The sequence below is a fragment of the Pseudorhizobium marinum genome (assembly GCF_000705355.1).
GTDB classification, from domain to species: Bacteria; Pseudomonadota; Alphaproteobacteria; order Rhizobiales; family Rhizobiaceae; genus Neorhizobium; species Neorhizobium pelagicum.
In genome coordinates, this window is the sequence record NZ_JMQK01000009.1 from 19,027 (window position 1) to 41,934 (window position 22,908).

At 64.7% G+C, this 22,908-nt stretch carries 23 protein-coding genes and 1 tRNA gene; 11 read left to right on the forward strand and 13 right to left on the reverse strand.

The genetic code is table 11. The features are described from left to right. Positions 1-63 precede the first annotated feature (63 nt). From EO99_RS0112445 to EO99_RS0112460, 4 genes are all read right to left on the reverse strand, one after another. Positions 64-1,581 carry a tripartite tricarboxylate transporter permease gene (locus EO99_RS0112445; protein ID WP_029618969.1) on the reverse strand — a complete coding sequence of 506 codons (1,518 nt, stop codon included), beginning with the start codon at positions 1,579-1,581 and terminating at the stop codon, positions 64-66. Positions 1,582-1,605: 24 nt separating this feature from the next. Next, positions 1,606-2,100 carry a tripartite tricarboxylate transporter TctB family protein gene (locus tag EO99_RS0112450; protein ID WP_029618970.1) on the reverse strand — a complete coding sequence of 165 codons (495 nt, stop codon included), beginning with the start codon at positions 2,098-2,100 and terminating at the stop codon, positions 1,606-1,608. Next, positions 2,097-3,041: a Bug family tripartite tricarboxylate transporter substrate binding protein gene (locus EO99_RS0112455; protein WP_029618971.1), complete on the reverse strand. Its 945-nt coding sequence runs from the start codon at positions 3,039-3,041 to the stop codon at positions 2,097-2,099. The genes EO99_RS0112450 and EO99_RS0112455 overlap by 4 nt, the downstream gene beginning before the upstream one ends. A gap of 209 nt (positions 3,042-3,250) precedes the next feature. Further along, positions 3,251-4,324, reverse strand: a complete 1,074-nt coding sequence (locus EO99_RS0112460) for an ABC transporter substrate-binding protein (protein ID WP_029618972.1) — start codon at positions 4,322-4,324, stop codon at positions 3,251-3,253. 128 nt (positions 4,325-4,452) lie between these two features. Between EO99_RS0112460 and EO99_RS0112465 the strand changes: the two genes are divergently transcribed. The 3 genes from EO99_RS0112465 to EO99_RS0112475 all read left to right on the forward strand — a co-directional run bounded on the left by EO99_RS0112465 (position 4,453) and on the right by EO99_RS0112475 (position 7,105). Beyond that, positions 4,453-4,962, forward strand: a complete 510-nt coding sequence (locus EO99_RS0112465) for a DUF1993 domain-containing protein (RefSeq protein ID WP_029618973.1) — start codon at positions 4,453-4,455, stop codon at positions 4,960-4,962. A gap of 65 nt (positions 4,963-5,027) precedes the next feature. Further along, positions 5,028-5,705, forward strand: a complete 678-nt coding sequence (locus EO99_RS0112470) for a response regulator (protein ID WP_029618974.1) — start codon at positions 5,028-5,030, stop codon at positions 5,703-5,705. After that, positions 5,702-7,105, forward strand: coding sequence for a sensor histidine kinase (locus EO99_RS0112475; protein WP_029618975.1), 1,404 nt, complete (start codon positions 5,702-5,704; stop codon positions 7,103-7,105). The genes EO99_RS0112470 and EO99_RS0112475 overlap by 4 nt, the downstream gene beginning before the upstream one ends. Here the strand turns inward: EO99_RS0112475 and nagA are convergent, their stop codons facing one another. The 4 genes from nagA to EO99_RS0112495 are packed head-to-tail and all read right to left on the reverse strand — an operon-like array spanning position 7,106 to position 10,931. Beyond that, the gene (nagA, locus tag EO99_RS0112480; RefSeq protein ID WP_029618976.1) at positions 7,106-8,263 is read right to left on the reverse strand and encodes an N-acetylglucosamine-6-phosphate deacetylase; all 1,158 of its coding nucleotides are present in this window, start codon (positions 8,261-8,263) and stop codon (positions 7,106-7,108) included. Then, positions 8,260-9,282 (reverse strand): SIS domain-containing protein, encoded by a 1,023-nt coding sequence (locus tag EO99_RS0112485; protein ID WP_029618977.1) that lies wholly within the window; start codon positions 9,280-9,282, stop codon positions 8,260-8,262. Before EO99_RS0112485 ends, nagA begins: the two co-directional genes overlap by 4 nt. Positions 9,283-9,285: 3 nt before the next feature. Then, positions 9,286-10,047 (reverse strand): GntR family transcriptional regulator, encoded by a 762-nt coding sequence (locus tag EO99_RS0112490; protein ID WP_029618978.1) that lies wholly within the window; start codon positions 10,045-10,047, stop codon positions 9,286-9,288. After that, a complete protein-coding gene (locus EO99_RS0112495; protein WP_029618979.1) occupies positions 10,044-10,931 on the reverse strand; it encodes an N-acetylglucosamine kinase in 888 nt (295 codons plus the stop codon). Before EO99_RS0112495 ends, EO99_RS0112490 begins: the two co-directional genes overlap by 4 nt. Positions 10,932-11,137: 206 nt before the next feature. Here EO99_RS0112495 and EO99_RS0112500 point away from each other — a divergent pair, with 206 nt between their 5' ends. From EO99_RS0112500 to EO99_RS0112525, 6 genes are all read left to right on the forward strand, one after another. Then, the gene (locus EO99_RS0112500; protein WP_029618980.1) at positions 11,138-12,052 is read left to right on the forward strand and encodes an N-acetylmuramic acid 6-phosphate etherase; all 915 of its coding nucleotides are present in this window, start codon (positions 11,138-11,140) and stop codon (positions 12,050-12,052) included. Between the two features lie 25 nt (positions 12,053-12,077). Then, positions 12,078-13,334 carry an ABC transporter substrate-binding protein gene (locus EO99_RS0112505; protein ID WP_029618981.1) on the forward strand — a complete coding sequence of 419 codons (1,257 nt, stop codon included), beginning with the start codon at positions 12,078-12,080 and terminating at the stop codon, positions 13,332-13,334. Positions 13,335-13,503: 169 nt separating this feature from the next. Then, the gene (locus tag EO99_RS0112510; RefSeq protein WP_037111770.1) at positions 13,504-14,454 is read left to right on the forward strand and encodes a carbohydrate ABC transporter permease; all 951 of its coding nucleotides are present in this window, start codon (positions 13,504-13,506) and stop codon (positions 14,452-14,454) included. A 12-nt stretch (positions 14,455-14,466) separates the two neighbouring features. After that, entirely contained in the window at positions 14,467-15,306 is an 840-nt protein-coding gene (locus EO99_RS0112515; RefSeq protein ID WP_029618983.1) for a carbohydrate ABC transporter permease, read from the forward strand. Further along, on the forward strand, positions 15,303-16,367 hold the full coding sequence (locus tag EO99_RS0112520; protein WP_029618984.1) for a Gfo/Idh/MocA family protein: 1,065 nt from the start codon (positions 15,303-15,305) through the stop codon (positions 16,365-16,367). Before EO99_RS0112515 ends, EO99_RS0112520 begins: the two co-directional genes overlap by 4 nt. Positions 16,368-16,395: 28 nt before the next feature. Continuing rightward, positions 16,396-17,403 (forward strand): ABC transporter ATP-binding protein, encoded by a 1,008-nt coding sequence (locus EO99_RS0112525; protein ID WP_029618985.1) that lies wholly within the window; start codon positions 16,396-16,398, stop codon positions 17,401-17,403. A gap of 9 nt (positions 17,404-17,412) precedes the next feature. Here EO99_RS0112525 and EO99_RS0112530 read toward each other — a convergent pair whose 3' ends face one another. The 5 genes from EO99_RS0112530 to EO99_RS0112545 form a co-directional block, all read right to left on the reverse strand. Then, a complete protein-coding gene (locus EO99_RS0112530) occupies positions 17,413-18,672 on the reverse strand; it encodes an alpha/beta hydrolase (protein WP_029618986.1) in 1,260 nt (419 codons plus the stop codon). A gap of 81 nt (positions 18,673-18,753) precedes the next feature. Then, positions 18,754-19,149, reverse strand: coding sequence for a PIN-like domain-containing protein (locus EO99_RS26635; RefSeq protein WP_077067065.1), 396 nt, complete (start codon positions 19,147-19,149; stop codon positions 18,754-18,756). Beyond that, complete coding sequence (locus EO99_RS0112535) at positions 19,146-19,835, reverse strand: MerR family transcriptional regulator (protein WP_029618987.1); 690 nt, start codon at positions 19,833-19,835, stop codon at positions 19,146-19,148. The genes EO99_RS26635 and EO99_RS0112535 overlap by 4 nt, the downstream gene beginning before the upstream one ends. A 166-nt stretch (positions 19,836-20,001) precedes the next feature. Further along, a tRNA-Ala gene (locus tag EO99_RS0112540) sits at positions 20,002-20,077 on the reverse strand. 150 nt (positions 20,078-20,227) lie between these two features. Further along, positions 20,228-20,617, reverse strand: coding sequence for a TIGR02300 family protein (locus EO99_RS0112545; protein WP_029618988.1), 390 nt, complete (start codon positions 20,615-20,617; stop codon positions 20,228-20,230). A gap of 219 nt (positions 20,618-20,836) precedes the next feature. On the opposite strand from EO99_RS0112545, the gene aroA reads away from it, so the two are divergent. After that, entirely contained in the window at positions 20,837-22,204 is a 1,368-nt protein-coding gene (gene aroA, locus EO99_RS0112550) for a 3-phosphoshikimate 1-carboxyvinyltransferase (RefSeq protein ID WP_029618989.1), read from the forward strand. Further along, on the forward strand, positions 22,204-22,839 hold the full coding sequence (gene cmk, locus EO99_RS0112555; RefSeq protein WP_029618990.1) for a (d)CMP kinase: 636 nt from the start codon (positions 22,204-22,206) through the stop codon (positions 22,837-22,839). The genes aroA and cmk overlap by 1 nt, the downstream gene beginning before the upstream one ends. Positions 22,840-22,908 lie beyond the last annotated feature (69 nt).

Sequence of the window (22,908 nt, forward strand, 5' to 3'; positions counted from 1 at the left end):
CGACCAATAAAAAAAGGGAGCGCAGCCGAAGCCGCGCCCCCTTTCCGTCCTGGGAGGACTATCTCAGTCTTCGTTCGCTGCCATCTGTGACAGGACCTCGCCACGGCCGCGGGCGCGCAGGATCAGCGGCACGATGAAGGCAAGCGCCGCAACGACGAAGAGCACGACGGCGATCGGCGATGTGAAGAGATAGGTGACGTCACCCTGGCTGATGGCCAGCGCGCGACGAAGCTGCTGTTCGGCGAGCGGCCCGAGGATCAGCCCGACGACGACCGGGGCGATCGGATAGCCGAACACCCGCATGACATAGCCGAGCAGGCCGAAGGCCAGCAGCATGCCAAGCTCGAAGACCGACGGATTGGCGCCGATGGTGCCGAGCGTCGCGAACACCAGAATGCCGGAATAGAGCCAGGGCTTCGGGATCGTCAGGAGCTTCACCCAGAGGCCGATCAGCGGCAGGTTCAGGATCAGCAGCATGCCGTTGGCGATCAGAAGCGAGGCGATCAGGCCCCAGACCAGCTGCGGGTTGGTGGCAAACAGCAAGGGTCCCGGCTGCAGGCCGTACTGCTGGAAGCCGGCCAGCATGATTGCTGCCGTCGCCGTCGTCGGCAGGCCGAGCGTCAGGAGCGGAACGAGTGTACCCGCGGCCGACGCGTTGTTGGCTGCTTCCGGGCCGGCGACGCCTTCGATGGCGCCATGGCCGAATTCTTCCGGGTGTTTGGTCAGCCGTTGCTCCGTCGCATAGGAGAGGAAGGTGCCGATTTCGGCGCCGCCGGCCGGCATGGCGCCGATCGGGAACCCGATGAAGGTGCCGCGCAGCCAGGGCTTCCAGGAACGGGCCCAGTCCTCACGGTTCATCCACACCGACCCCTTGACCGCCTGGACGATCTCCGGACCGCGAAAGCCCTGCGCCGCGATGAACAGCGTTTCGCCGATCGCGAACATGGCAACGGCCATGGTCGTCACCTCGATGCCGTCGAGCAGGTCGGGAATCCCGAAGGAAAGCCGCGCCTGACCGGTCAGCTGGTCGATGCCGACGACGGAAAAGGCAAGGCCGACGAACAGGGCCGTCAGCCCCCGCAGCGTCGAATCCCCGAATGCCGAGGAGACCGTCACGAAGGCCAGCAACATCAGCGCGAAATATTCGCGCGGGCCGAACTGGATGGCGAACTGCACCACATAGGGGGCGAGGAAGGCCAGCAGCAGGGTGGCGATGAGGCCTGCCACGAAGGAGCCGATGGCCGATGTCGCCAGCGCCGGCCCGCCGCGGCCGGCGCGGGCCATCTTGTTGCCCTCCAGTGCGGTCACGATCGAGGCGCTTTCGCCCGGCGTGTTGAGCAGGATCGAGGTCGTCGAGCCGCCGTACATGCCGCCGTAGTAGATGCCGGCGAACATGATCAGCGAGCCGGTCGGGTCGAGGCGATAGGTGACCGGCAGAAGCAGGGCCACCGTCAGCGCCGGGCCGATGCCGGGCAGAACGCCAACGGCTGTACCGAGCGTCACCCCGATCAGCGCATAGACCAGGTTCATCGGCTGCGATGCAGAGACCAGTCCCTGGAGAAGGAATTCAAACGTGCTCATAGCGGACTTTCGTGGCGTCGACGATCATAGGAACAGGCGTTCCAGGGGTCCCGCCGGAAGGGAAAGCTGGAGAAGTCCGGCAAAGATCAGCCAGATGGCGAGACAGAAGGCGATGCCCACGGGCACCGTGAGCCAGAGCTTGCGGCGCCCGAAGCCTGCCGCAACGAGGGCAAAGAGGATGCCGGTGGCAATGGAGAAGCCGGCGGTCTTCAGGAGCAGCATCTGCGCTGCAAGTCCGGCGACGACCCAGACCACAGGCCCGAATTCCTGGCGGTCGCGCTTGGGAAAATCGCCGCGGAAGCCTTCGATCGCCGTCCAGATGGCGAGGCCGATCAGGCCGAAGGCGATCCACTCGGGAACCGTTGCCGGCCCGACCTGCGAATAGCCCGCCGTGCCTTTGACGCGCGCGACGTCGAAGAAGATGACGGCTGCAATCACCGCAAGGACCGCGGCAATGGCAAACGCCGCCCAATCAGGGCGACGCTTTTCGGTGGATGTTTCAGGATGGTCCAAGCTCATTTGACCAGCCCGATGTCCTTCAGGATCGTTTCCGTCGCGCTGATGTCCTTGGCGAGCTGCTCCTCGAAGGCGTCGCCTGCGAGATAGGTATCGGCCCAGCCCTTGGTCTTCAGCGTTTCCTGCCAGGTTGCGGACGTTGCAAGCTTCTCGACGTCGGCAAGAACGGCGGCCTTCTGCTCGTCCGTGAGGCCGGGAGGGGCAGCAACCATGCGCCAGTTCTGCAGCACCACGTCGTAGCCGGATTCCTTCAGCGTCGGCGCGTCGACGCCTTCGATGCGCTCGTCGCTGGAGATCGCCAGCAGGCGAAGCGCGCCAGACTCGACCTGCGACTGGAATTCGCCATAGCTGGAAATGCCGGCCGTGACCTGGCTGCCGAGGATGGCCGCAAGGGCTTCGCCGCCGCCGGAATAGGCGATGTAGTTGATCTTCGTCGGATCGACACCGGCAGCCTTGGCCAGCAGGCCGACAGCGATATGGTCGGTGCCGCCGGCAGAGCCGCCAGCCCACGATACGGCGCCCGGATCAGCCTTCAGCGCTTCGACGAGCTGGTCGATGGACTGGATCTCGGACGATGCCGGAACGACGATCGCCTCGTATTCGCCGGTGAGGCGGGCGATCGGCGTTACGTCCGCCAGGGTGACAGGCGCCTGGTTCGTCAGGATCGCGCCGACCATGACGTAGCCGCCGACGATGAGTGCGTTCGGATTGCCCTTCTGCTGGCTGGCGAACTGGGCGATGCCGATGGTGCCGCCGGCGCCCGGAACGTTGACGACCTGGACATTGCCGGAGATGCCTTCCTCCTGCAGGGCGGCCTGCAGCGAGCGGGCCGTCTGGTCCCAGCCGCCGCCGGGGGCTGCCGGTGCCATGATGGTGTAGTCGGCGGCATAAGCCGGCAGCGCGAGCGCGCCCGCAACAATCGATGCGAGAAAGAACTGTTTCAAGGGTGTATCCTCCGTAGGCGCCGTAGCGGCGCAAAAGTTTTGATTATGCGAAGGGATGTCTCTCCGTCGCCTGATCATGGCGCGGCCTTCCCCCCATCGCATCGACGCACCGCCTCCACGGACGCCGAATAGCCTAAGCCATCACATCTAGCTGACATCTACCTGACATCAGCTGTCCGTTTCGCCCGCGGAGACCGACCGGGCAGGCGTTACTGCAGACGCAGGACCTCGTTCCAGCGCGAAATCAGCCGCGCCCGCTTCACCTGGTCGAGATAGACCATCAGGCCGAGGCTCACCGGAACCGGCTTCAGCTGCCCTCCGAGCATCTCGCGCATCGTGGTCGCGGTATTGTTGCCGGAGACCTCCGGGCTGACCGCCGGGATCTGCAGCTCGCGCGCCATGATCGTCTGGCCTTCCTTCGACATGAAGAACTCCAGGTAGCGGCGCCCCAGTTCCGGCGAAGACGCCGCCTGCGGCACGAGGCCGATGCGCGACATCACCACCGTGTAATCCTTCGGCAGCACGATGCCGACGTCGGGATGGCGCGAGGCCCAGTCGGCGGCATAGGAGCCGAGGATGTTGTAGCCGAGGACGAAACGCCCGTCGGCCACCCGCTCCAGGATTGCCTGGCTGGTGGAGTAGAGCTTGACGCCGGCCGCGCCCATGGTGCGTATCACCGACCAGATGTCGCCGAACTGCTCCTGGTCGCGCGACATGAAGAGAAAGCCCACGCCGGACCGTTCGATGTCGTAGGTGCCGATCTGGCCGTAGATGGAATCTCCCCGGCGGTTGAGGAAATCGACGAATTCCGCCCGGGTCGACGGCGGTGCCTCGTCCACGAAACTCGGCTTGTGATAGACGAAGACGGCCGGTTCGAAGGTCAGCGCATAGGCCGTGTTGCGCCAGTTGGCCCAGACGGGCCAGCGGTCGCTCATCGGCAGCGCGCTGCGCTGCGCATAGCCATCGTTGGCGAGCTTCACCTGAAGGTCCATCGCCGACGAGAAGGCGAAGTCGGCGCTCTTCTTGCCGGCATCGGTCTCCCGCACGATACGATCGTAGATTTCGCCCGTCAGCATTTCCTCGTAATGCACCGCGACATCCCTGTTGGCGGACTGGAAGCCGGCAATCATCGGCTTGGCCAGTGGCTCGTCGAGCGAGGAATAGACGACGAGAACGGGCGCATCACCGCGACCGGACAAGGCCGGATAGACGGTCACTGCCGCCTGCGCCGGACGTGCGTCCAGTAATCCCACGAGGGCGATGATGAAGAGCAGCAGCGGCATGGCGCGACCATGCACCAGGCCGATGTCCGAGACAAGAAGGGGGAGGCAGGGCGCTTGTTTTCGCCGCCGCCCAACTTACCTGTCAGCGGTCCCGCAGCCTCGCTGCCTTTTTCAACAAGGACCTCGCCATGTCGCTTTCGCTCTACGACGTCAGCATTCCCGTCTTCCTCCGCGCCTTCCAGAACCTCTCGGAAATCCTCAAGAAGGGCGAGGCCTTCGCCGATGAGAACGCGATCTCCCATTCCGAGCTGCTCGAGGCCCGCCTGTTTCCCGACATGGCGCCGCTGACGGGGCAGATCCAGCGCGCCAGCGACACGGCAAAATTCGTCGCCGTCCGCCTCGGCGGCATCGACAACGTGCCGATGGAGGACAATGAGACGACCTTTGCGGATCTGCACGCGCGCATCGACAGGACCGTCGCTCTTCTGCGTTCGCTGCCGTCGGATGCCATGGATGGCAAGGAAGAGATCGAGGTGGTGCTGAAGAGCCGCGACAGTTCCAGAACCTTCACGGGTCGCGACTATCTCCTCGGCTTCGCCATTCCGAACTTCTACTTCCATGTCACAACCGCCTATGCCCTGCTGCGGCACAAGGGCGTGCCGATCGGCAAGATGGACTATCTCGGACGCACCTCGTAGAGCGTGCTGCCACGTCGTGACAGAGCCGCCGCTCCCCGGTAGAATGGCACCAGTGGGGAGCAATCGTGCGGATACTTCTAGTCGAGGATAACCAGGCGCTGGCGGAAGGTCTGTCGACGATCCTGCGCGGCAGCGGCTATGCCGTCGATGTCGTGGCCGACGGCGCCTCGGCGGAGGCCGTCGCCGCGGCGGAAGCCTATGACCTGGTGATCCTCGACCTCAACCTTCCTGAGATGGACGGGCTCGACGTGCTGCGCTCCATGCGCGCGCGCCACAACAGGGCAGCCGTGATGATCCTCACCGCCCGCGGCACGCCCGAGGAGCGGGTGAGGGGGCTCGACCTCGGCGCCGACGACTACATGATCAAGCCCTTCGACATTGCCGAGTTCGAGGCGCGCATCCGAGTCCTGCTGCGGCGACAGGCGGGCCTGCGCAGCTCCATCATCCAGCATGGCGGCGTCACCCTCGACCTGGCGTCGCGCACCTTCAGCAGCGATGGCGTACCGCTCGACATCCCGGCCCGTGAAGTGGCCCTGCTGGAACTCCTGTTCCTGCGCGCCGGCAAGGTCGTCTCCAAGGATGCCATCGTCCAGTCGCTGACCGGCTTCGGCGACGATCTTTCGGCAAACGCCATCGAGCAATATGTCAGCCGCCTGCGCCGCCGCCTCAGCCTGCACGGGTTGACGGTCAAGACCGCCCGCGGGATCGGCTATTATCTCGAAACGGTCACGCCCGCGCCATGACCGCACAGGCGACGCCTCTCGCAGTACAGGCCTATTCGCTGCGCCGGCGTCTGCTTGCCTGGCTGCTCCTGTCCACCGCCGTCATCGGCATGCTGGCGCTCACCGATACCTGGCGGGAGGCGGAGAAGACGGCAAACGAGGTTTCCGACCGGGTGCTGATGGGCTCGGCACTGGCGATCGCCGAGCGCGTGATCGTCTCGGAAAACGGCGATCTGGAGGTCGATATTCCCTATGTCGCCCTGGAGATGCTGACCTCGGCCGCCCAGGACCGGGTCTTCTACCGGGTCGATGGGCCGCCCGGCACCTTCATCACCGGCTACCAGAACCTGCCGTCCATTCCCCGCGCGGAAGGACAGGAGGCTGCCTTCCGAAACGCGACCTTCCGCGGCGAACCAATCCGCGTCGCGGCGCTGGCACGCTCGGCCTCGACGGGGATCAATTCGGTGCCCTTCCTCGTGACGGTCGCGGAAACGACGATTGCCCGGCAGCAGCTGATGCAGACGATCCTGATCCGCTCGGCGGTCAGGCTGCTGTTCATGATCCTCGGGGCGGCGGTGATCGTCTGGGTGGCGGTGACCGTGTCGCTGCGGCCGCTCTACCGTTTCAGCGAGGCGATCGCCCAGCGCAGTCCCGACGACCTCCATCCGATCGTCGAGCGGGTTCCAAGCGAGGTGCAGGGGCTCGTCGATACGGTCAACTCCTTCATGGTGCGGCTGGAATCGGCGCTCGAGGCACTGCGCCATTTCACCGGCAATGCCAGCCACCAGCTTCGCACGCCGCTTGCGATCGTCCGCACCCAGCTGGCGATCGCCTCCCGCGCCCCGGATCCGGAGGCCGCGAGAGAGGCCCTGGCAAAGGCGGATGCGGCCGTCGCCGATGGCGAGCGCATCCTCGGGCAACTGCTGCTGATGGCGAGGATCGACGCGGCAACCCGTGCGGCGTCGCTGCAGGACACGGATCTCTCCGCCCTCGCGCAGTCGCTGACGGCAGACCATGTGCCGCTCGCCGCCGAAGCGGGGATCGATCTCGGTTTCGAGGGGCAGGATGCCGTGCATGTCCTGGCCGAACCGCTCCTGATCGGCGAGCTTTTGAAGAACCTGATCACCAACAGCCTGCGTTACGCCGGCCGCGGTGCGGAGGTCACGGTCCGGGTGGCACGACACGCAGATGCGGTCGTCCTCGAAGTCGAGGACAATGGTCCCGGCATCCCGCCGGAGAAGCGCGATGCTGCGCTGAAGCGCTTTGACCGCGGCGACCGCAGTGATGCCGCGGGCTCCGGGCTGGGGCTGCCGATCGTCGAGGAGATCGCACGTCTCCACGGGGCAAGCCTCGTGCTGCTCGACGGACCGGCTGGTCGCGGTCTTGTGGTCAGGCTCCGTTTTGCAGCAGCAGCTGCCTAGCTAGGCCCGATGCGCGACGGCACCGCCGATCCAGGTGCCTTTCATCTGCAGATCGTCGGTCAGCAGCACGAAATCGGCGTCGTAACCCGGCTTCAGGGCACCCTTGCGCTGACCGAGGCGCGCCGCTTCGGCGGGATAGGCCGAGACCATCCGAAGGGCTTCCTCCAGCGGCAGCGCCAGCGTCCGGTGCAGGAAATGGACCGAGGCGAGCATGTCGATATCGGCGCCGGCGAGCGTGCCGTCCGCAAGCGTCAACCGCCCGTCGCGGCGCAGGATCTCGCGCCCGTTGAGCGTGAAGCTTGTGAGGTCGGTACCGATCGGCGACATCGCGTCGGTGACGACAAAGATCCGGCCCGGTCCCTGCTTTGCCCGCAGCGCCAAGCTCATGGCCGCCGGATGGACGTGGATGCCGTCGGCAATCAGCCCGGCGTGCAGATGCCCGTTGTCGAGCGCTGCCCCGACCATCCCCGGTTCCCGATGCCCAAGCGGGCTCATGGCGTTGAAGAGATGGGTCACCGTGCTGGCGCCGGCCTTCGCATAGCGCTCGACGGTGTCGAAGCCGGCGTCGGTATGGCCGAGGCTGAGGACGAAGCCGGCTGCGGCAAGCCGGGAGACCTGCTCCTCCGTGACGTTTTCCGGCGCCACCGTGATCATCATCGCCGGGAAGACGTCCCGGCACGACAGGAGGAGATCGAGGTCCGCCGCGTCCATCGGGCGGATCAGCGCCGGGTCGTGGGCGCCCTTGCGCGCCAGCGAAAGATGCGGGCCTTCCAGATGCAATCCGGCAAATCCAGGCATGTTCTGTGCAACGGCCTGCCGCCCGGCGGCGATGACGGCCGCCGTCGTTTCGGGCGTGTCGGTGATCAGCGTCGGCAAGAGGGCCGTTGTCCCGAAGCGGGCTTGGGCTCTGCAGATGGTGCGCAAGCCCTCGACGGTCGGCTGGTCGTTCAGCATCACGCCGCCGCCGCCGTTGACCTGCAGGTCGACGAAGCCCGGCACGAGGATGCCGCCCCCGGAGGAGACGAGTTCGGCGTCGGCGGGGATCTCCGCCTCCGCAACGATGGATGCCACCCGGCCACCGGATACGACGAGCGCTGCGTCCTCGTGCCAGGTCTCGCCGTCGAAGATGCGCGCGCCGCGGATTGCCGAAAGGGTCATTTCGTCTCCGTCACCTTCTTGAGGGCCGCAGGGGCGTCGGGGTTGAAGCCGCGGGATCGCGACCAGGCCTCCACGAAGCCGTAGAACGGCAGGATGAGGCAGAGAGCGTCGGTGAGGGGATGGCCGGTCGCCACGAAGGGAAGCGCGTTCGCCCTGCGGGCATTGGCGGAGGTGACGAAGGAAAGCGCGCCCTTGTCGGCCAGGCCGTCGGCGATCTCCACGGCCGAGCCTTCCGCCGCGTCTCGCGCCGCAAAGGCAACCACCGGAAAGCGATAGTCCACCAGCGCGACAGGCCCATGCAGGACCTCGGCCGAAGAATAGGCTTCCGCGTGCATGTTGGAGGTTTCCTTGAACTTCAGCGCCGCCTCGCTGGCGATTGCAAGCGCCGGCCCGCGGCCGAGCATGAAGAGGGACTCCGCGTCGCCGAGCTGGCCGGCAAGATCGTTCCATTCCAGCGCCACCGCCTTGCGGCAGACGGTGGGAAGATCACGAAGCGCTGACCGCAGCGCATCGTCATCCACCCATTCCGCCAGGACGGCGAGGCCCGCGACGATCGAGTTGAAATAGGATTTCGTCGCCGCCACCGCGAGTTCAGGGCCTGCTTGGATATCGACCGCATGGCTGGAGGCATCGGCGATCGGCGATTGCAGCGTGTTGGTGAGCGCGATGCTCAGCGCGCCGGCATCGGTGGCTGCCTGCGCCATGGCGACGATGTCCGGGCTCTTGCCGGACTGCGAGATGGCAATCGAGGCGCCCCCTGCAAGCTTCATTGGTGCATGGTAGATCGAGGCAAGCGACGGGCCGAGCGAGGCGATAGGCCGGCCCGTGGTCAGTTCGATGGCATATTTGATGAAGGTTGCGGCATGGTCCGAAGAGCCGCGGGCGATGGTGACGAGGAAGGCCGGATCGCGCTCCCGCAGGGCGCGCCCGGCAGCCGCCAGTTCGGCACCGGACTGATCGAGCAGCCGTGCCACCGCCTCCGGTATCTCGTTGATCTCCTGGCGCATATGGGTCTGCATTGCTTATTCTCCCAGCGTGAGCTCGGCGACGAAATCATAGGCATCGCCGCGGTAAAGGGACCGCGTGAACTCCACCACGCGCCCGGAGGCGAGGTATGAGATGCGTTCGATGGAAAGGCCTGCGGCGCCGACCGGAACGGCCAGCAGCCCGGCGTCCGGGTCCTTCAGGTTGCAGGCGGAAATCCGCTGGATCGCCCGCACCGGGCGGGCATCCTTCTTCTGCAGTTGCGCATAGAGCGAAGAGGTGACCGCATCCGGGTCCGGCAGGAATTCGGCCGAGAGGCTTGCCCGTTCGATCGCCAGCGGCAGATCGTTTGCGATGCGAAGCCGGCCGATCCGCGCCACCATGGTTCCGGCCGTCAGGCCGAGCATCATCGTCTCTTCCGGCGAGGGCTGGAAGAGGCCCCGCTCCAGCCATTCCGACCGCGTCACGAGGCCGCGGCGCGCCATGTCCTCGGTGAACGAGGTGAGCTGCGAGAGCGGCTGCTGCACGCGCGCGACCGGCTTCACGACGAAGGTGCCAGAGCCCTGGCGGCGCATCAAAAGCCCGTCGCGGACAAGATCGTCCACCGCCTTGCGGACCGTGACGCGGCTGACACTGGCGTATTCGGCAAGATCCCGCTCGGCTGGCAGCGCCGCGCCATGGCCAAGTCGCCCGGAGCTGATCGCCTCTTCCAGCGTCTGCCGGAGCTTCAGGTAGAGCGGACCCGCGCTTGCGGACTGCAGGCTGGCGAGCGGCAGGATGGCGGCAAGCGCGTCGCTCATGGGCCGACGGCCTCCCGCTGAAAGGCCTGCACGGCAAGGGCCACGGCGCCGGTCAAGGCGTCTGCCAGCGGTTCGGCAAGGCGGTTGCGGTGACGATCCGCCAGATAGGCCGGGTACACATGCGCCAGCCCGCCCAGCAGGCAGAGCCGGCCATCGCCGCCCGTCAGGTCCCCGATGGCATCCAGCGCATCGTCGACATGCTTTGCCGCCTCGCTCATCAGCCGCAGCGCCGTCGGATCGCCGTCGGCTGCAAACTGAACCACGCGGGGCGCATAGCGGCCGTATTCGCCCGGATGCGCGGCGCGCGCGAAATCAACGACCCTGGTCGGATCGTGGCCGAACTCGTCGAGGATCGAGGCGGTGAGGGCGCTTTTCGGGCGGATCCCGTCATGCGCCAGCAGGCTCTCCTGAAGGGCAGCATGGCCGAGACGTGCACCGCCGCCGAGATCGCCGACCTGGAAACCCCAGCCGCCGAGATAGTGAAGATTGCCATGGTGGCGGGCGATGAAGATCGTGCCGGTACCGACGATCGCGATGGCGCCATCGGCGTCGCCCACCGCCCCCTGCAGGGCGATCAGCCCGTCCGAGACGATCTGCGCCTGCTGGAAGGGCAGTCGCGCCGAGACATAGGAGACCGCATCGCCGACATTGTTGCCGGCAACGCCGAGCAGCGCGGAGCTTTTCGAAAGGAGATCAGGTGCAAGGCCGGCCTCCACCAGCGCCAGCCGCGCCGCCTCCTCGATATGGCGCAGGGCAGTGTCGGGATCGGTCAGGATATTGGAGGCGCCGCTGCGCCCACGGCCGAGGATGCGCCCGTCGCTTGCCGCAACGGCTGCCCGGCAGCTCGTGCCGCCGCCATCGATCCCGATAAAATAGTCCGTCATCATCGACCTCCGGCGGCAGGATACCAAAAAAATACCAATTACCAATACCGAATAGGAGCCGCGGCTGCTTCTTGAAGGCAAGTCGTTGATCGAGATAGTAGAAATTGCTTCGGCCGCATGGGTCTTAGCGAGCTCTTCATAAATGTTAATTTTGCGGCTGGACAATTGGTATTTTTTTGGCATCATTTTGCCAGAGGGAGAAACGGATGAGCAGAACTGCCACCGAAGCCAGGCATGAGGAAGCGGTAGGGCTTGATGCCCGGCCGCCTCGTGAGATTCTGGCGCTTCTCGCATCGGGGCAGCAGGCTGCGGCCGCGGCCGTCGAAGCGGCGATTCCCGACCTTGAAGCAGGCGCAGAACTTGTCGCCCAGGCCATCCGCTCAGGCGGCAAGCTCGTCTATGCCGGTGCTGGCAGTTCCGGACTGATGGCCATGGCCGATGCCCTCGAACTGCCCGGCACCTACGGCATCGCCAAGGAGCAGATCGTCATCCTGCTCGCCGGCGGCGTGTCGAGCCTCACCGAACTGGCCGGCGCGCCCGAGGACGATGTCGAGCAGGCGCGCAAGGATGCGGCCATCGTCGAGCCCGGCGATTGCGTCATCTGCGTCTCCGCCAGCGGCTCGACGCCTTCGGCTTTGGCCATTGCAGAGGAAGCGCGCCGCCGCGGTGCCAAGGTCGTCGCCCTCGCCAACAATCCGGGGGCTAGGCTGTTTGCGCATGCCGACGTGTCGATCCTTCTGCAGACGCCGCCGGAGGTGATTGCCGGCTCGACGCGCATGGGCGCCGGCACGGCCCAGAAGATTGCGTTCAACATGCTGTCGACGCTTGCCGGCGTAAAGCTCGGCCACGTGCACGATGGCCATATGGTCAATCTTCATCCAGACAACGAGAAGCTGCGCGCCCGCGCCGCCCGCATGGTGTCGGAGATTGCCGGCATCGAGGACGCCGCAGCGACGCGACTGCTGGAAACGGCTGCCGGCTCCGTCAAGGTGGCGGTGCTGCTGGCCTCCGGTGCGCCGGATGCCGATGCGGCACGCGCAGCACTTGCCCGTTCCGGCGATGCTCTGAGGCCGGCCATTGCCGAGTTCAACGAACAACATGGGTTCCACAAACGCGCCTGAAAGCGCGAACAAGAGGGAGAACGACATGACCCGCATACTGAAAGGCATGCTCTTTGCCACCACCGTGCTGGCTCCGGCTGGCATGGCCTGGGCGCAGGAGACGACGCTCACGATCGAGAGCTGGCGCAACGACGACCTGCCGATCTGGCAGGAGAAGATCATCCCGGCCTTCGAGGCCAAGCATCCCGACATCAAGGTGACGTTTGCCCCGATGGCGCCGACCGAATACAACTCGGCCGTTAACGCCAAGCTCGAGGCCGGCACCGCCGGGGACCTGATCACCTGCCGGCCGTTCGACCTGACGCTCGCGATGTTCGAGAAGGGCCAGCTGGCGCCGCTGAACGACCTGTCGGGCATGGAGAACTTCTCCGACGTCGCCAAGTCCGCCTGGACCACCGACGATGGTTCGACCACCTTCTGCGTACCGATGGCCTCCGTCATCCACGGCTTCATCTACAACAAGGCCGCCTTCGAGGAAGTCGGCGTCGAGGTGCCGAAGACCGAAGACGAGTTCTTCGCAGTCCTCGAGAAGTTCAAGGAAGACGGCAACTACATTCCGCTGGCCATGGGCACCAAGGACCAGTGGGAAGCCGCGACCATGGGCTACTACAACATCGGTCCGAACTACTGGAAGGGCGAGGAAGGCCGCAAGGCACTGATCGCCGGCACTGAGAAGCTGACGGACGCCCAGTGGGTCGAGCCCTATGCGACGCTTGCCAAGTGGAAGGACTACCTCGGCGACGGCTTCGAGGCGCAGACCTATCCGGACAGCCAGAACCTCTTCACGCTGGGCCGTGCCGCCATCTATCCGGCAGGTTCCTGGGAGATTGCGCCGTTCAAGAGCCAGGCCGATTTCGAAATGGGTGCCTTCCCGCCGCCGGTAAAGGCCGAGGGCGACCAGTGCTACATTTCCGACCACAACGACATCGGTATCGGCCTTAACGCCAAGAGCGAGAATGCCGAAGCAGCCAAAACCTTCCTGACCTGGGTCGCCTCGCCGGAGTTTGCCGATCTCTACGCCAACTCCGCCCCCGGCTTCTTCAGCCTGAACACGACCCCCGTGGTCATGCAGGACGAGCTTGCCCAGGAATTCGTCTCCTGGCGCCAGAACTGCGAAACGACGATCCGCCCGAGCGCGGCCATCGTCGGCCGTGGCGATCCGAACCTCGATCTGGAGATGTGGCGCGTCTCGGCCAATGTCATCAACGGCACGATGACACCGGAACAGGCTGCCGAGGAAACCCAGAAGGGTCTCGACAGCTGGTACAAGCCGGCAAACTGAACCTGCTGTAGAGGCAGCCCCTCATCCGCCCTGCCGGGCACCTTCTCCCCGTTGAACGGGGAGAAGGGACTTGCGGCAATCTCGAGCGTCCCCTCTCCCCGCCTGCGGGGAGAGGGCTAGGGTGAGGGGCAGCTTTTATCCATCAGACCGACTTATCCGGAACCCGCCCATGAGCGACATCGATACAGCCGATCCTTTGATCGCTCCGCCAAAGCGCCCCGTGCGCTGGCATATCGCGGTGTTTCTGGCACCGGCCTTCCTCGTCTACACGGCGGTGATGATCCTGCCTCTCGTCGAGACGCTGCGGCTGTCGCTCTTCAACGTGGTTGACGGCACCATGGCCTTCGTCGGGCTTGCCAACTTCCAGCGGCTGTTCGGCGATCCGCGGCTCGCCGCCGATTTCTGGAACGCGCTCTGGAACAACACGATCTTCTTCCTCATCCACATGGCCGTGCAGAACCCGATCGGGATTGCGCTCGCCGCCATGCTGTCGCTGCCGGGCCTGCGGTTTGCCGCCTTCTACCGCAGCGCCATCTTCGTGCCGACGCTGCTGTCCTTCGTCATCGTCGGCTTCATCTGGAAGCTCATTCTCTCGCCGATCTGGGGCATCGCGCCCGGCCTGATGGATCTCGTCGGCCTGAAATCCCTGTTCGGCCCCTGGCTCGGCAAGCCGGAAAGCGCGCTGATCACCGTCTCGCTGATCTCCGTCTGGCAGTATGTCGGCATTCCGATGATGCTGATCTATGCAGCGCTCCTCAACATCCCGGATGAAGTGCTGGAGGCGGCGGAAATCGACGGCATCACCGGCTGGGGCCAGTTCTGGAAGATCAAGCTGCCGCTGATCCTGCCCTCGATCGGCATCATTTCGGTGCTCACCTTCGTCGGCAATTTCAACGCCTTCGACCTGATCTACACGGTGCAGGGCGCGCTCGGCGGACCCGATGGCGCGACCGACATCCTCGGCACGCTGCTCTACCGCACCTTCTTCGGCTTCCAGAACCAGATGGGCAACCGGCCGATGGGAGCGACGATCGCCACCGTCATGTTCCTGATCATCCTCGCCGGCGTCTCGCTCTATCTCTTCGTCATCCAGCGGCGCATCCGCCGCTACCAGTTCTAAAAGGAGCCGCCGATGTCGAAAGCCCGCTCCTCGCCGATCCGCAGCAGCCTGATCCATCTGGCATTGATCAGCTACACGCTGATCGCGCTCTTTCCGGTGTTCCTGACGCTGGTCAACTCGCTGAAGAGCCGCAATGCGATCTTCCGCGACCCCATGGCGCTGCCGACGCCCAAGACCTTCAGTCTGATCGGCTATGAGACGGTTCTCAGCCAGGGTGATTTCCTCGGCTATTTCCAGAACAGCATGATCGTCACGGTGGTCTCCATCGCGCTCGTGCTGCTCTTCGGCGCCATGGCGGCCTTCGCGCTCTCCGAATACCGCTTCCGCGGCAACATGCTGATGGGGCTCTATCTGGCGCTCGGCATCATGATCCCGATCCGCCTCGGCACGGTCGCCATCCTGCAGGGCATGGTGGCAACAGGGCTTGTCAACACGCTGACCGCGCTGGTCCTCGTCTATACGGCGCAGGGCCTGCCGCTCGCGATCTTCATCCTCTCGGAGTTCATGCGCACCGTCTCCGACGACCTGAAGAGCGCCGGGCGCATCGACGGGCTGTCCGAATACGCGATCTTCTTCCGCCTGGTGCTGCCGCTGGTCCGCCCGGCCATGGCAACGGTTGCCGTCTTCACCATGATCCCGATCTGGAACGACCTCTGGTTCCCGCTGATCCTGGCGCCGGGCGAGGCGACGAAGACGATCACGCTCGGCGCCCAGATGTTCATCGGCCAGTATGTCACCAACTGGAACGCGGTGCTTTCGGCGCTGTCGCTGGCGATCCTGCCGGTACTCGTTCTCTACGTCATCTTCTCGCGGCAGCTGATCCGCGGCATTACCTCCGGAGCAGTGAAGTGAGTTCTTCAGACAAACCCGTCCGCGTCCTCGTCGCCGGCCTCGGCAACATGGGCCGCAGCCATGCGCTCGCCTACCACAATGATCCGGGCTTTCAGATCGTCGGCCTCGTCAATCGGTCCGAGGTGACGCTGCCGGAGGAGCTGCGGGGCTACATGATCCATCCCTCCTTCCCGGAGGCGCTGGCGGCGCTGAAGCCCGATCTCTGCTCGATCTGCACCTATTCCGACAGCCATGCCGATTATGCCGTCATGGCCTTCGAGGCCGGCTGCCATGTCTTTGTCGAGAAGCCGCTGGCCACCACGGTGGCCGATGCCGAGCGCGTGGTGGCCGCTGCGAAGGCGGCCGGGCGCAAGCTGGTGATCGGCTACATCCTGCGCCATCACCCGTCCTGGATGCGACTGATCGAGGAGGCCCGCAAGCTTGGGCCGCCTTACGTCTTCCGCATGAACCTCAACCAGCAGTCCTCGGGCCCAACCTGGGAAACCCACAAGGCGCTGATGCAGACGACTTCGCCGATCGTCGATTGCGGCGTCCACTATGTCGACGTCATGTGCCAGATCACCGACGCCAAGCCGGTGCAGGTGCGCGGCATGGGCCTGCGGCTCTCCGACGAGGTGGCGCCCGACATGTACAACTACGGCCACCTGCAGGTGATGTTCGACGACGGCTCGGTCGGCTGGTACGAGGCCGGCTGGGGCCCGATGATCTCCGAGACCGCCTTCTTCGTGAAGGATGTGATGTCGCCGAAGGGCGCCGTCTCGATTGTCATGGATCCGAACGCCAAGTCCGACGACATCGACACCCACACCAAGACCTCGGTGATCCGCGTCCATTCCGCCGAGACCGGCCCGGAGGGAAAATTCCTGCGCCCGGACGAGGATCTCGCCATGGCCGGCGAGCCGGGGCACCAGGACCTCTGCGACCTGGAGCAGGCCTATGTGCTCAAAGCCATCCGCGAGGATATCGATCTCGACCGCCACATGGATGATGCCGTCCAGTCGCTGCGCATCTGCCTGGCGGCGGATCAGAGCGTGCGCACCGGCGCGCCGGTCATCCTGTAAGCCGGTCACAGTTTGAAGGAAGACGCCCTTGGGTTCGCTGCAACTGACCTCCATCCGCAAGGCCTTCGGCACCCATGAGGTGCTGAAGGGGATCGATCTCGACGTAAAGGACGGCGAGTTCGTGATCTTCGTCGGTCCCTCCGGCTGCGGAAAGTCGACGCTGCTGCGAGTGATCGCGGGGCTGGAGGATGCCACCTCCGGCAGCGTCCGGATCGACGGCGCCGAGGTCGTCAACACGCCGCCCGCCAAGCGCGGCATCGCCATGGTGTTCCAGTCCTACGCGCTCTACCCGCATCTGACGGTGAAGGACAACATGGGCCTTGGCCTGAAGCAGGCGGGCGAGGAAAAGAGTGTCATCGAGGCGCGGGTCGCCAAGGCCTCCGGCATGCTGTCGCTCGATCCCTATCTCGCCCGCCGCCCGGCCGAACTTTCCGGCGGCCAGCGCCAGCGCGTCGCGATCGGCCGCGCCATCGTGCGCGAGCCGAAACTTTTCCTGTTCGACGAGCCGCTGTCCAACCTCGACGCGGCGCTGCGCGTGCAGACGCGGCTGGAGATCGCCGCCCTCCACCGGCGCCTCAAGGCGACGATGATCTACGTCACCCACGACCAGGTCGAGGCGATGACGCTCGCCGACAAGATCGTCGTGCTGAACGCCGGCGCCATCGAGCAGATCGGTTCACCGATGGAGCTCTACAACCGGCCGGCCAATCTCTTCGTCGCGGGCTTCATAGGCTCGCCGCAGATGAATTTGATCGAGGCGGGACGTCTCGGCGAGGCGGGTGCGAAGACGGTCGGCATCCGTCCGGAGCACATCGCGCTGTCGCGCGACGGCGGCACCTGGCAGGGCAGGGTCGAGCATGTCGAGCACCTGGGCGCCGACACCATCGTCTATATCGAGACGGAGAAGACCGGGCTGCTGACGGTGCGGCTCTTCGGCGAGCACCCCTATGCAGCCGATGACATCGTTTTCGCGACGCCGGACATGGCCAGCCTGCACCGCTTCGACGACAACGGCAGGGTGATTGCCGGCCGTTAGGCCGGGGCGTCAGTTCGCGACGGTGGAGACGATGGTGTTTTCCAGCGAGCGGCCGACCCGGTTCAGCTGTTCGCCGTAGGTCCGCCGCGTGTTGGGATCGAAGACCGCGATCGGTGCGCTGACCGTGGCGCTCGCCACGCCGCCGACCGTCTGCGCGGTGCCGAGCGCAATGGCGCCGAGCCGGTCGCCGAGCGCCACGTCCGAGGTGGTGATCTCCTGGCCGGCCAGGAGCCGCGAGCCGATCAGCTGCACCACCTGCGGGCTTTGGGCAAACTTGCCGTGGTTCAGCGGGTCGCCGCTCTTCAGCGCGGTGAGGTCGAGTACCGTGATCCCGGCCTTTTCGAACTCGGTCCGATAGGGCTCCACCGTCGGATCGACCTGGCCCAGCCGGTCGATGCTGCCGGAGATGCGCCGCGACAGCTGCAGCGCCCGGTCGTCGCGCGAGACGAACAGCGTGAAGTTCGGGCCCGGCTTGCCGATGGTGTCGAGCTGCTGGCTGAAGACGTCGACGTCGAGGTCGGGCGAGGCGAGGATGACGTTGCGGATCTTCGGCGCCACGCGCCCGTCGCGGATCGCCATCTGCCGCAGCGCCTCCACCGTCAGCCAGGAGCCCATCGAATGGGCCATGATCACGATGTCCTCGACCTGCGGATTGTCGGCGATCTGGTCCAGCACGTCTTCCAGCCCGTCGCGGGAGTAGTTGGCGCTCTCCTTGTCGTAATTGTAGTCGAAGATCGAGGCCCGCGACGGCCAGGTGAAGAGTACGGGCGCGGCCTCGGTGCCGGAATCATGGACGATCTGCGCGAAGCGGTAGACGGCCTCCTCGTAGCGGTTGTTGAAGCCGTGCACGAAGACGAAGACGCGCTTGCTGGGCGGCAGGTGCTGCGACAGCCACCGGCCCGCTTCGGCCTCGCCCTTCACCGGCGCGACGCGGACGGTGGCGAATTCCTTGGCGGGATCAGCCGGCAGCCGCTTCGGCCACTGCACTTCGCCCACCTCGCGGCTGGCTGCGGGCGGGATGGAAACGGCAATGTCGGTGGCTTCGAGGCCGCGGCCGCGCTCGCCGGAGAACAGGATGCCGGGATCCTTCGACGGCTGCCGCGTGGTGGCCACCAGGATATCCACCTGCGCCCCCGGCGCGGCGGCGGAAGCGGTCGGCACCAGCACGCCCTCGGGACGCCCGGCACAGCCCGACAGGGTTGCCGCCAGAAGGAGAGGGACAAGCGCTGCCAGCAGGCGGCGTGGGTGATGGGCGGCGCCAGTGATCATGCGGGTATTCAGCGGGAATGGGGGCGGATGTCAATGCTGGGGGGATTTAGAAGTTGAGTGCAGGAGGTTGCACCAGCCGCATTACTTCAGTGGGGAAAGCTTGCTTGACTTCATTGGCAATTCAAACATTGAGCCACCAGAGACATTTTTGGAAACGGTTTCTATGGTTGGCCAAAGCGAAATAAGTCGTTCTGCTTGTTTCATTACCGGCGCCTTGTAGAGCCCGGACGACAAGAACATTCCAATTATCTTCGAAGACTGAAAGGCAGCTTTTTCAGCGCGGTTTCGGGTTATGCGCCTGTCACCTGAAATAAGAATCCACCCACCTTGCCGACTGAGTTCTGCTATAAGGTCAACATCCTTGATATTGACTGGGAATCTATCTTTCAGAGCTACGACCTCATGCTCACTCACCGTCAGAGCTTGAATTGCTCTTGCAATTCTCGGTGACAGGTTGTGATCGAAAAGGACCTTCACGCAGCCAGCATTTCCTCAAATGCAACAGCATCTCGGACAACCGACAACGGTACCTCATACAGTAGGGAGACTGCCTTGTCAGACCCCTCTGCCGTTACTGCCTGAGCCAGCGCGATCGTCGGGACATTATATATGGCGGTTGTCGGCTGACCGAATACCAACGAAGGGTCGATGATTATGGAAGATTTCCCTTTGTAAGGGCGCCACCGGGTTACCGCATCGTTCTCCACGTCAAGGTCTTTAAATGTTCGCTCAATGATCGCCTTAATCGTGTACTGCTTTTGCTTAAGATCCAGGAGTGTTTCACCTCCGGATGCGGTAGCACTTTCGAGAAAGATTGTTTTGCCATCGGTCTGAAATCTGCGAGTGGAAAACGGGTGGTCATCGTTCACGCACTCTTTGGCATATGCCAAGCAGTGGCGGATAGTTTTTAGGCCCAAACCGGCCTTAATGAACTCCTGGACGAATCTAAGTTCAATTAGGTCGCGAAAACCAAGCTCGATATGGTCGTCGTAAGCCGGCAACTGTGGAGTCCACAGCGGCTTAACGTGGAAAATTTCGCCTTTGTGGCGGTAGTTATACCCGCCAAGCCAGCGTCTGATGTTACGGACAGGGGTATCCAGCAAACGGGCAGCTTCGCCGGCGGAATAAAAGCCGATCCCTAGTGCTGGGGCGTCTTCTCTCATGGTGAGGTGTGTCCTGTACGTTGCAGGTTCAATCAATATCTACGTAGTGCGACTTACGTCAAACCAAAATGTATTTTGGGTTACGTGGATTGCGTCAATTCCAGACGTCGTTCCCATCTGGAAACCGGAACGCACCTTCGAGTAACAGAAATATGTTTGGAAAATTTGGTGGAGCTAAGCGGGATCGAACCGCTGACCTCTTGCATGCCATGCAAGCGCTCTCCCAGCTGAGCTATAGCCCCATCAGGGTGGTCCGGGAAATCGTTCCGGTCCTGGGAAACTCCAAGCGTTTCGCCCGGAGTGGCGGCTTGATACTTCCGGTTTGGGGAGAGTGCAAGCCATATTTGAAGGCCCGGCGAATTTTATCGTCCGCCGGGCACTGAATTGACGGATCAGACTTCGTCGTCGTCGCCGGTCACGCCGATGATGCCGCTCACATCGTCGTTGTCGTCGTCTTCGTCCGCTTCCAGGAAGGTGTCGTCGTCGTCGTCATCGCCTTCGATCTCGACGTCGTCGTCGCCCATGTCCGGCAGGTCGTCGCCGCTGGAATCGTCGCTGTCGTCGGTGGTCGTCAGCTCGACTTCCGGGTTCTCGGTGTCGACTTCCTGGACCTCCTCCTCCTCGGCCTGTTCCATCTTCTTCTGAGCCGTGTTCTCCTCGAAGAAGGAGAGCGGCCAGGATTTGCCGGAATAGGGAGAGACAACCGGGTTGCGGTTGAGGTCGTAGAACTTCTTGCCGTTATCGGGGTCGGTGCGCTTGGTGCCGAGTTCCGCTTTTGCCACTGTGAAAGCCTCGTGAGTCTTGCCGATCAAGGTCGGCTTGCCGCCGGAGCGGCTGTCAACGGGTAATGAAAACTAGCCGGTCCCCTTAAGGCCTGCGCCCTTTCCTGTCAAAGGTAAACTTGCCCGTTTGCGCCAAGGGCGAAATTAGCTGGATGACCGGCTTGCACCTTTATGATAACCACGCCCGCAAATTCAGGACAAGAGACAGAAGGACAAGCCATGTCGCATGGTGTTGCGTTGAAGCCGGCCCGCTCGCTGAAATCCGCCGATCTGAAGGGCACCGTCCGCATTCCGGGCGACAAGTCGATCTCGCACCGCTCCTTCATGTTCGGGGGGCTGGCCTCCGGCGAAACCCGCATCACCGGTCTTCTGGAAGGCGAGGACGTCATCAACACCGGCAAGGCCATGCAGGCCATGGGCGCGAAGATCGAGAAGATCGGCGCCGAATGGATCATCCAGGGCACCGGCAACGGCGCGCTGCTGGCGCCCGAGGCGCCGCTCGATTTCGGCAATGCCGGCACCGGCTGCCGCCTGACCATGGGCCTCGTCGGCGTCTATGATTTCGACTCCACCTTCATCGGCGATGCCTCGCTCTCCAAGCGCCCGATGGGCCGCGTGCTCGCGCCGCTGCGCGAAATGGGCGTGCAGGTCACGGCCGCCGAAGGCGACCGGCTGCCGGTGACGCTGCGCGGGCCGGCAACGCCGAACCCGATCACCTACCGGGTGCCCATGGCCTCGGCCCAGGTGAAATCCGCCGTGCTGCTCGCCGGCCTCAACACGCCGGGCATCACGACGGTGATCGAGCCGGTGATGACCCGCGACCACACGGAAAAGATGCTGCAGGGTTTTGGCGCCGACCTGACGGTGGAGACGGATGCCGACGGCGTGCGCACCATCCGGCTCCAGGGTCGCGGAAAACTGACGGGGCAGGTGATCGACGTGCCGGGCGATCCGTCGTCGACGGCCTTCCCGCTGGTTGCGGCTCTTCTGGTGCCGGGCTCGGAGGTGACGATCGAGAACGTGCTGATGAACCCGACCCGCACGGGCCTGATCCTGACGCTGCAGGAGATGGGCGCCGATATCGAGGTGCTGAACCCGCGGCTTGCCGGCGGCGAGGACGTGGCCGACCTGCGGGTTCGCCATTCGCAATTGAAAGGCGTCACCGTTCCGGCCGAACGGGCGCCGTCGATGATCGACGAATATCCTGTGCTGGCCGTCGCCGCCGCCTTTGCGGAAGGCACGACGACCATGCTCGGCGTCGAGGAACTGCGCGTCAAGGAATCCGACCGGCTGTCGGCCACCGCCGAGGGGTTGAAGCTGAACGGCGTCGATTGCGACGAGGGCGAGGATACGCTCACCGTCCGCGGCCGCCCCGGCGGCAAGGGCTACGGCAATGCGGCGGGAGAGGCGGTCGCCACCCATCTCGATCACCGCATCGCCATGAGCTTCCTGGTGCTCGGCCTGGTGTCGGAGCATCCGGTGACGGTCGACGACGCCGGCATCATCGCCACCAGCTTCCCCGAATTCATGGACCTGATGGCCGGCCTCGGCGCCAGGATCGAGGCCGTCGAGAGCAGGGCGGCCTGATGGGCTTCGTCATCGCCATCGACGGCCCCGCCGCGGCGGGAAAGGGCACCCTGTCGCGACGGATTGCCGAGACCTACGGTTTCCAGCATCTGGATACCGGCCTCACCTACCGGGCCACGGCCAAGGCGCTGCTCGACGCCGGCCTGCCGCTTGACGACGAGGACGTGGCCGAGAAGATGGCGCGCGCGGTCGATCTTGGCGGGCTCGACCGCTCCGTGCTGTCGCGCCACGAGATCGGCGAGGCCGCCTCCCGGATCGCCGTCATGCCCGCGGTGCGGCGCGCCCTGGTGGAGGCGCAGCAGGCGTTCTCGAAGCGCGAGCCGGGCACCGTGCTCGACGGGCGCGATATCGGCACCGTGGTCTGTCCGTCCTCGCCGGTGAAACTCTATGTCACCGCCTCTCCCGAGGTGCGGGCGAGACGGCGCTTCGACGAGATCGTCGCCGACGGCAAGCCGGCGGATTTCGACGCCATTTTCGCCGACGTCCGCAAGCGCGACGAGCGCGACATGGGCCGTGCCGACAGCCCCCTCAAGCCCGCGGCCGATGCACACTTGCTAGATACCTCGGAAATGAGTATAGAGGCCGCGTTTCAAGGCGCGAAGACCATCATCGACGCTGCCCTGAAGAAAGCTTGATGGCCTTCCGGTTCTGTCCGGGCGTCATCCTATCTCGTAAGCCAGTCCTAGCGCCGGATAGCCTCCAAA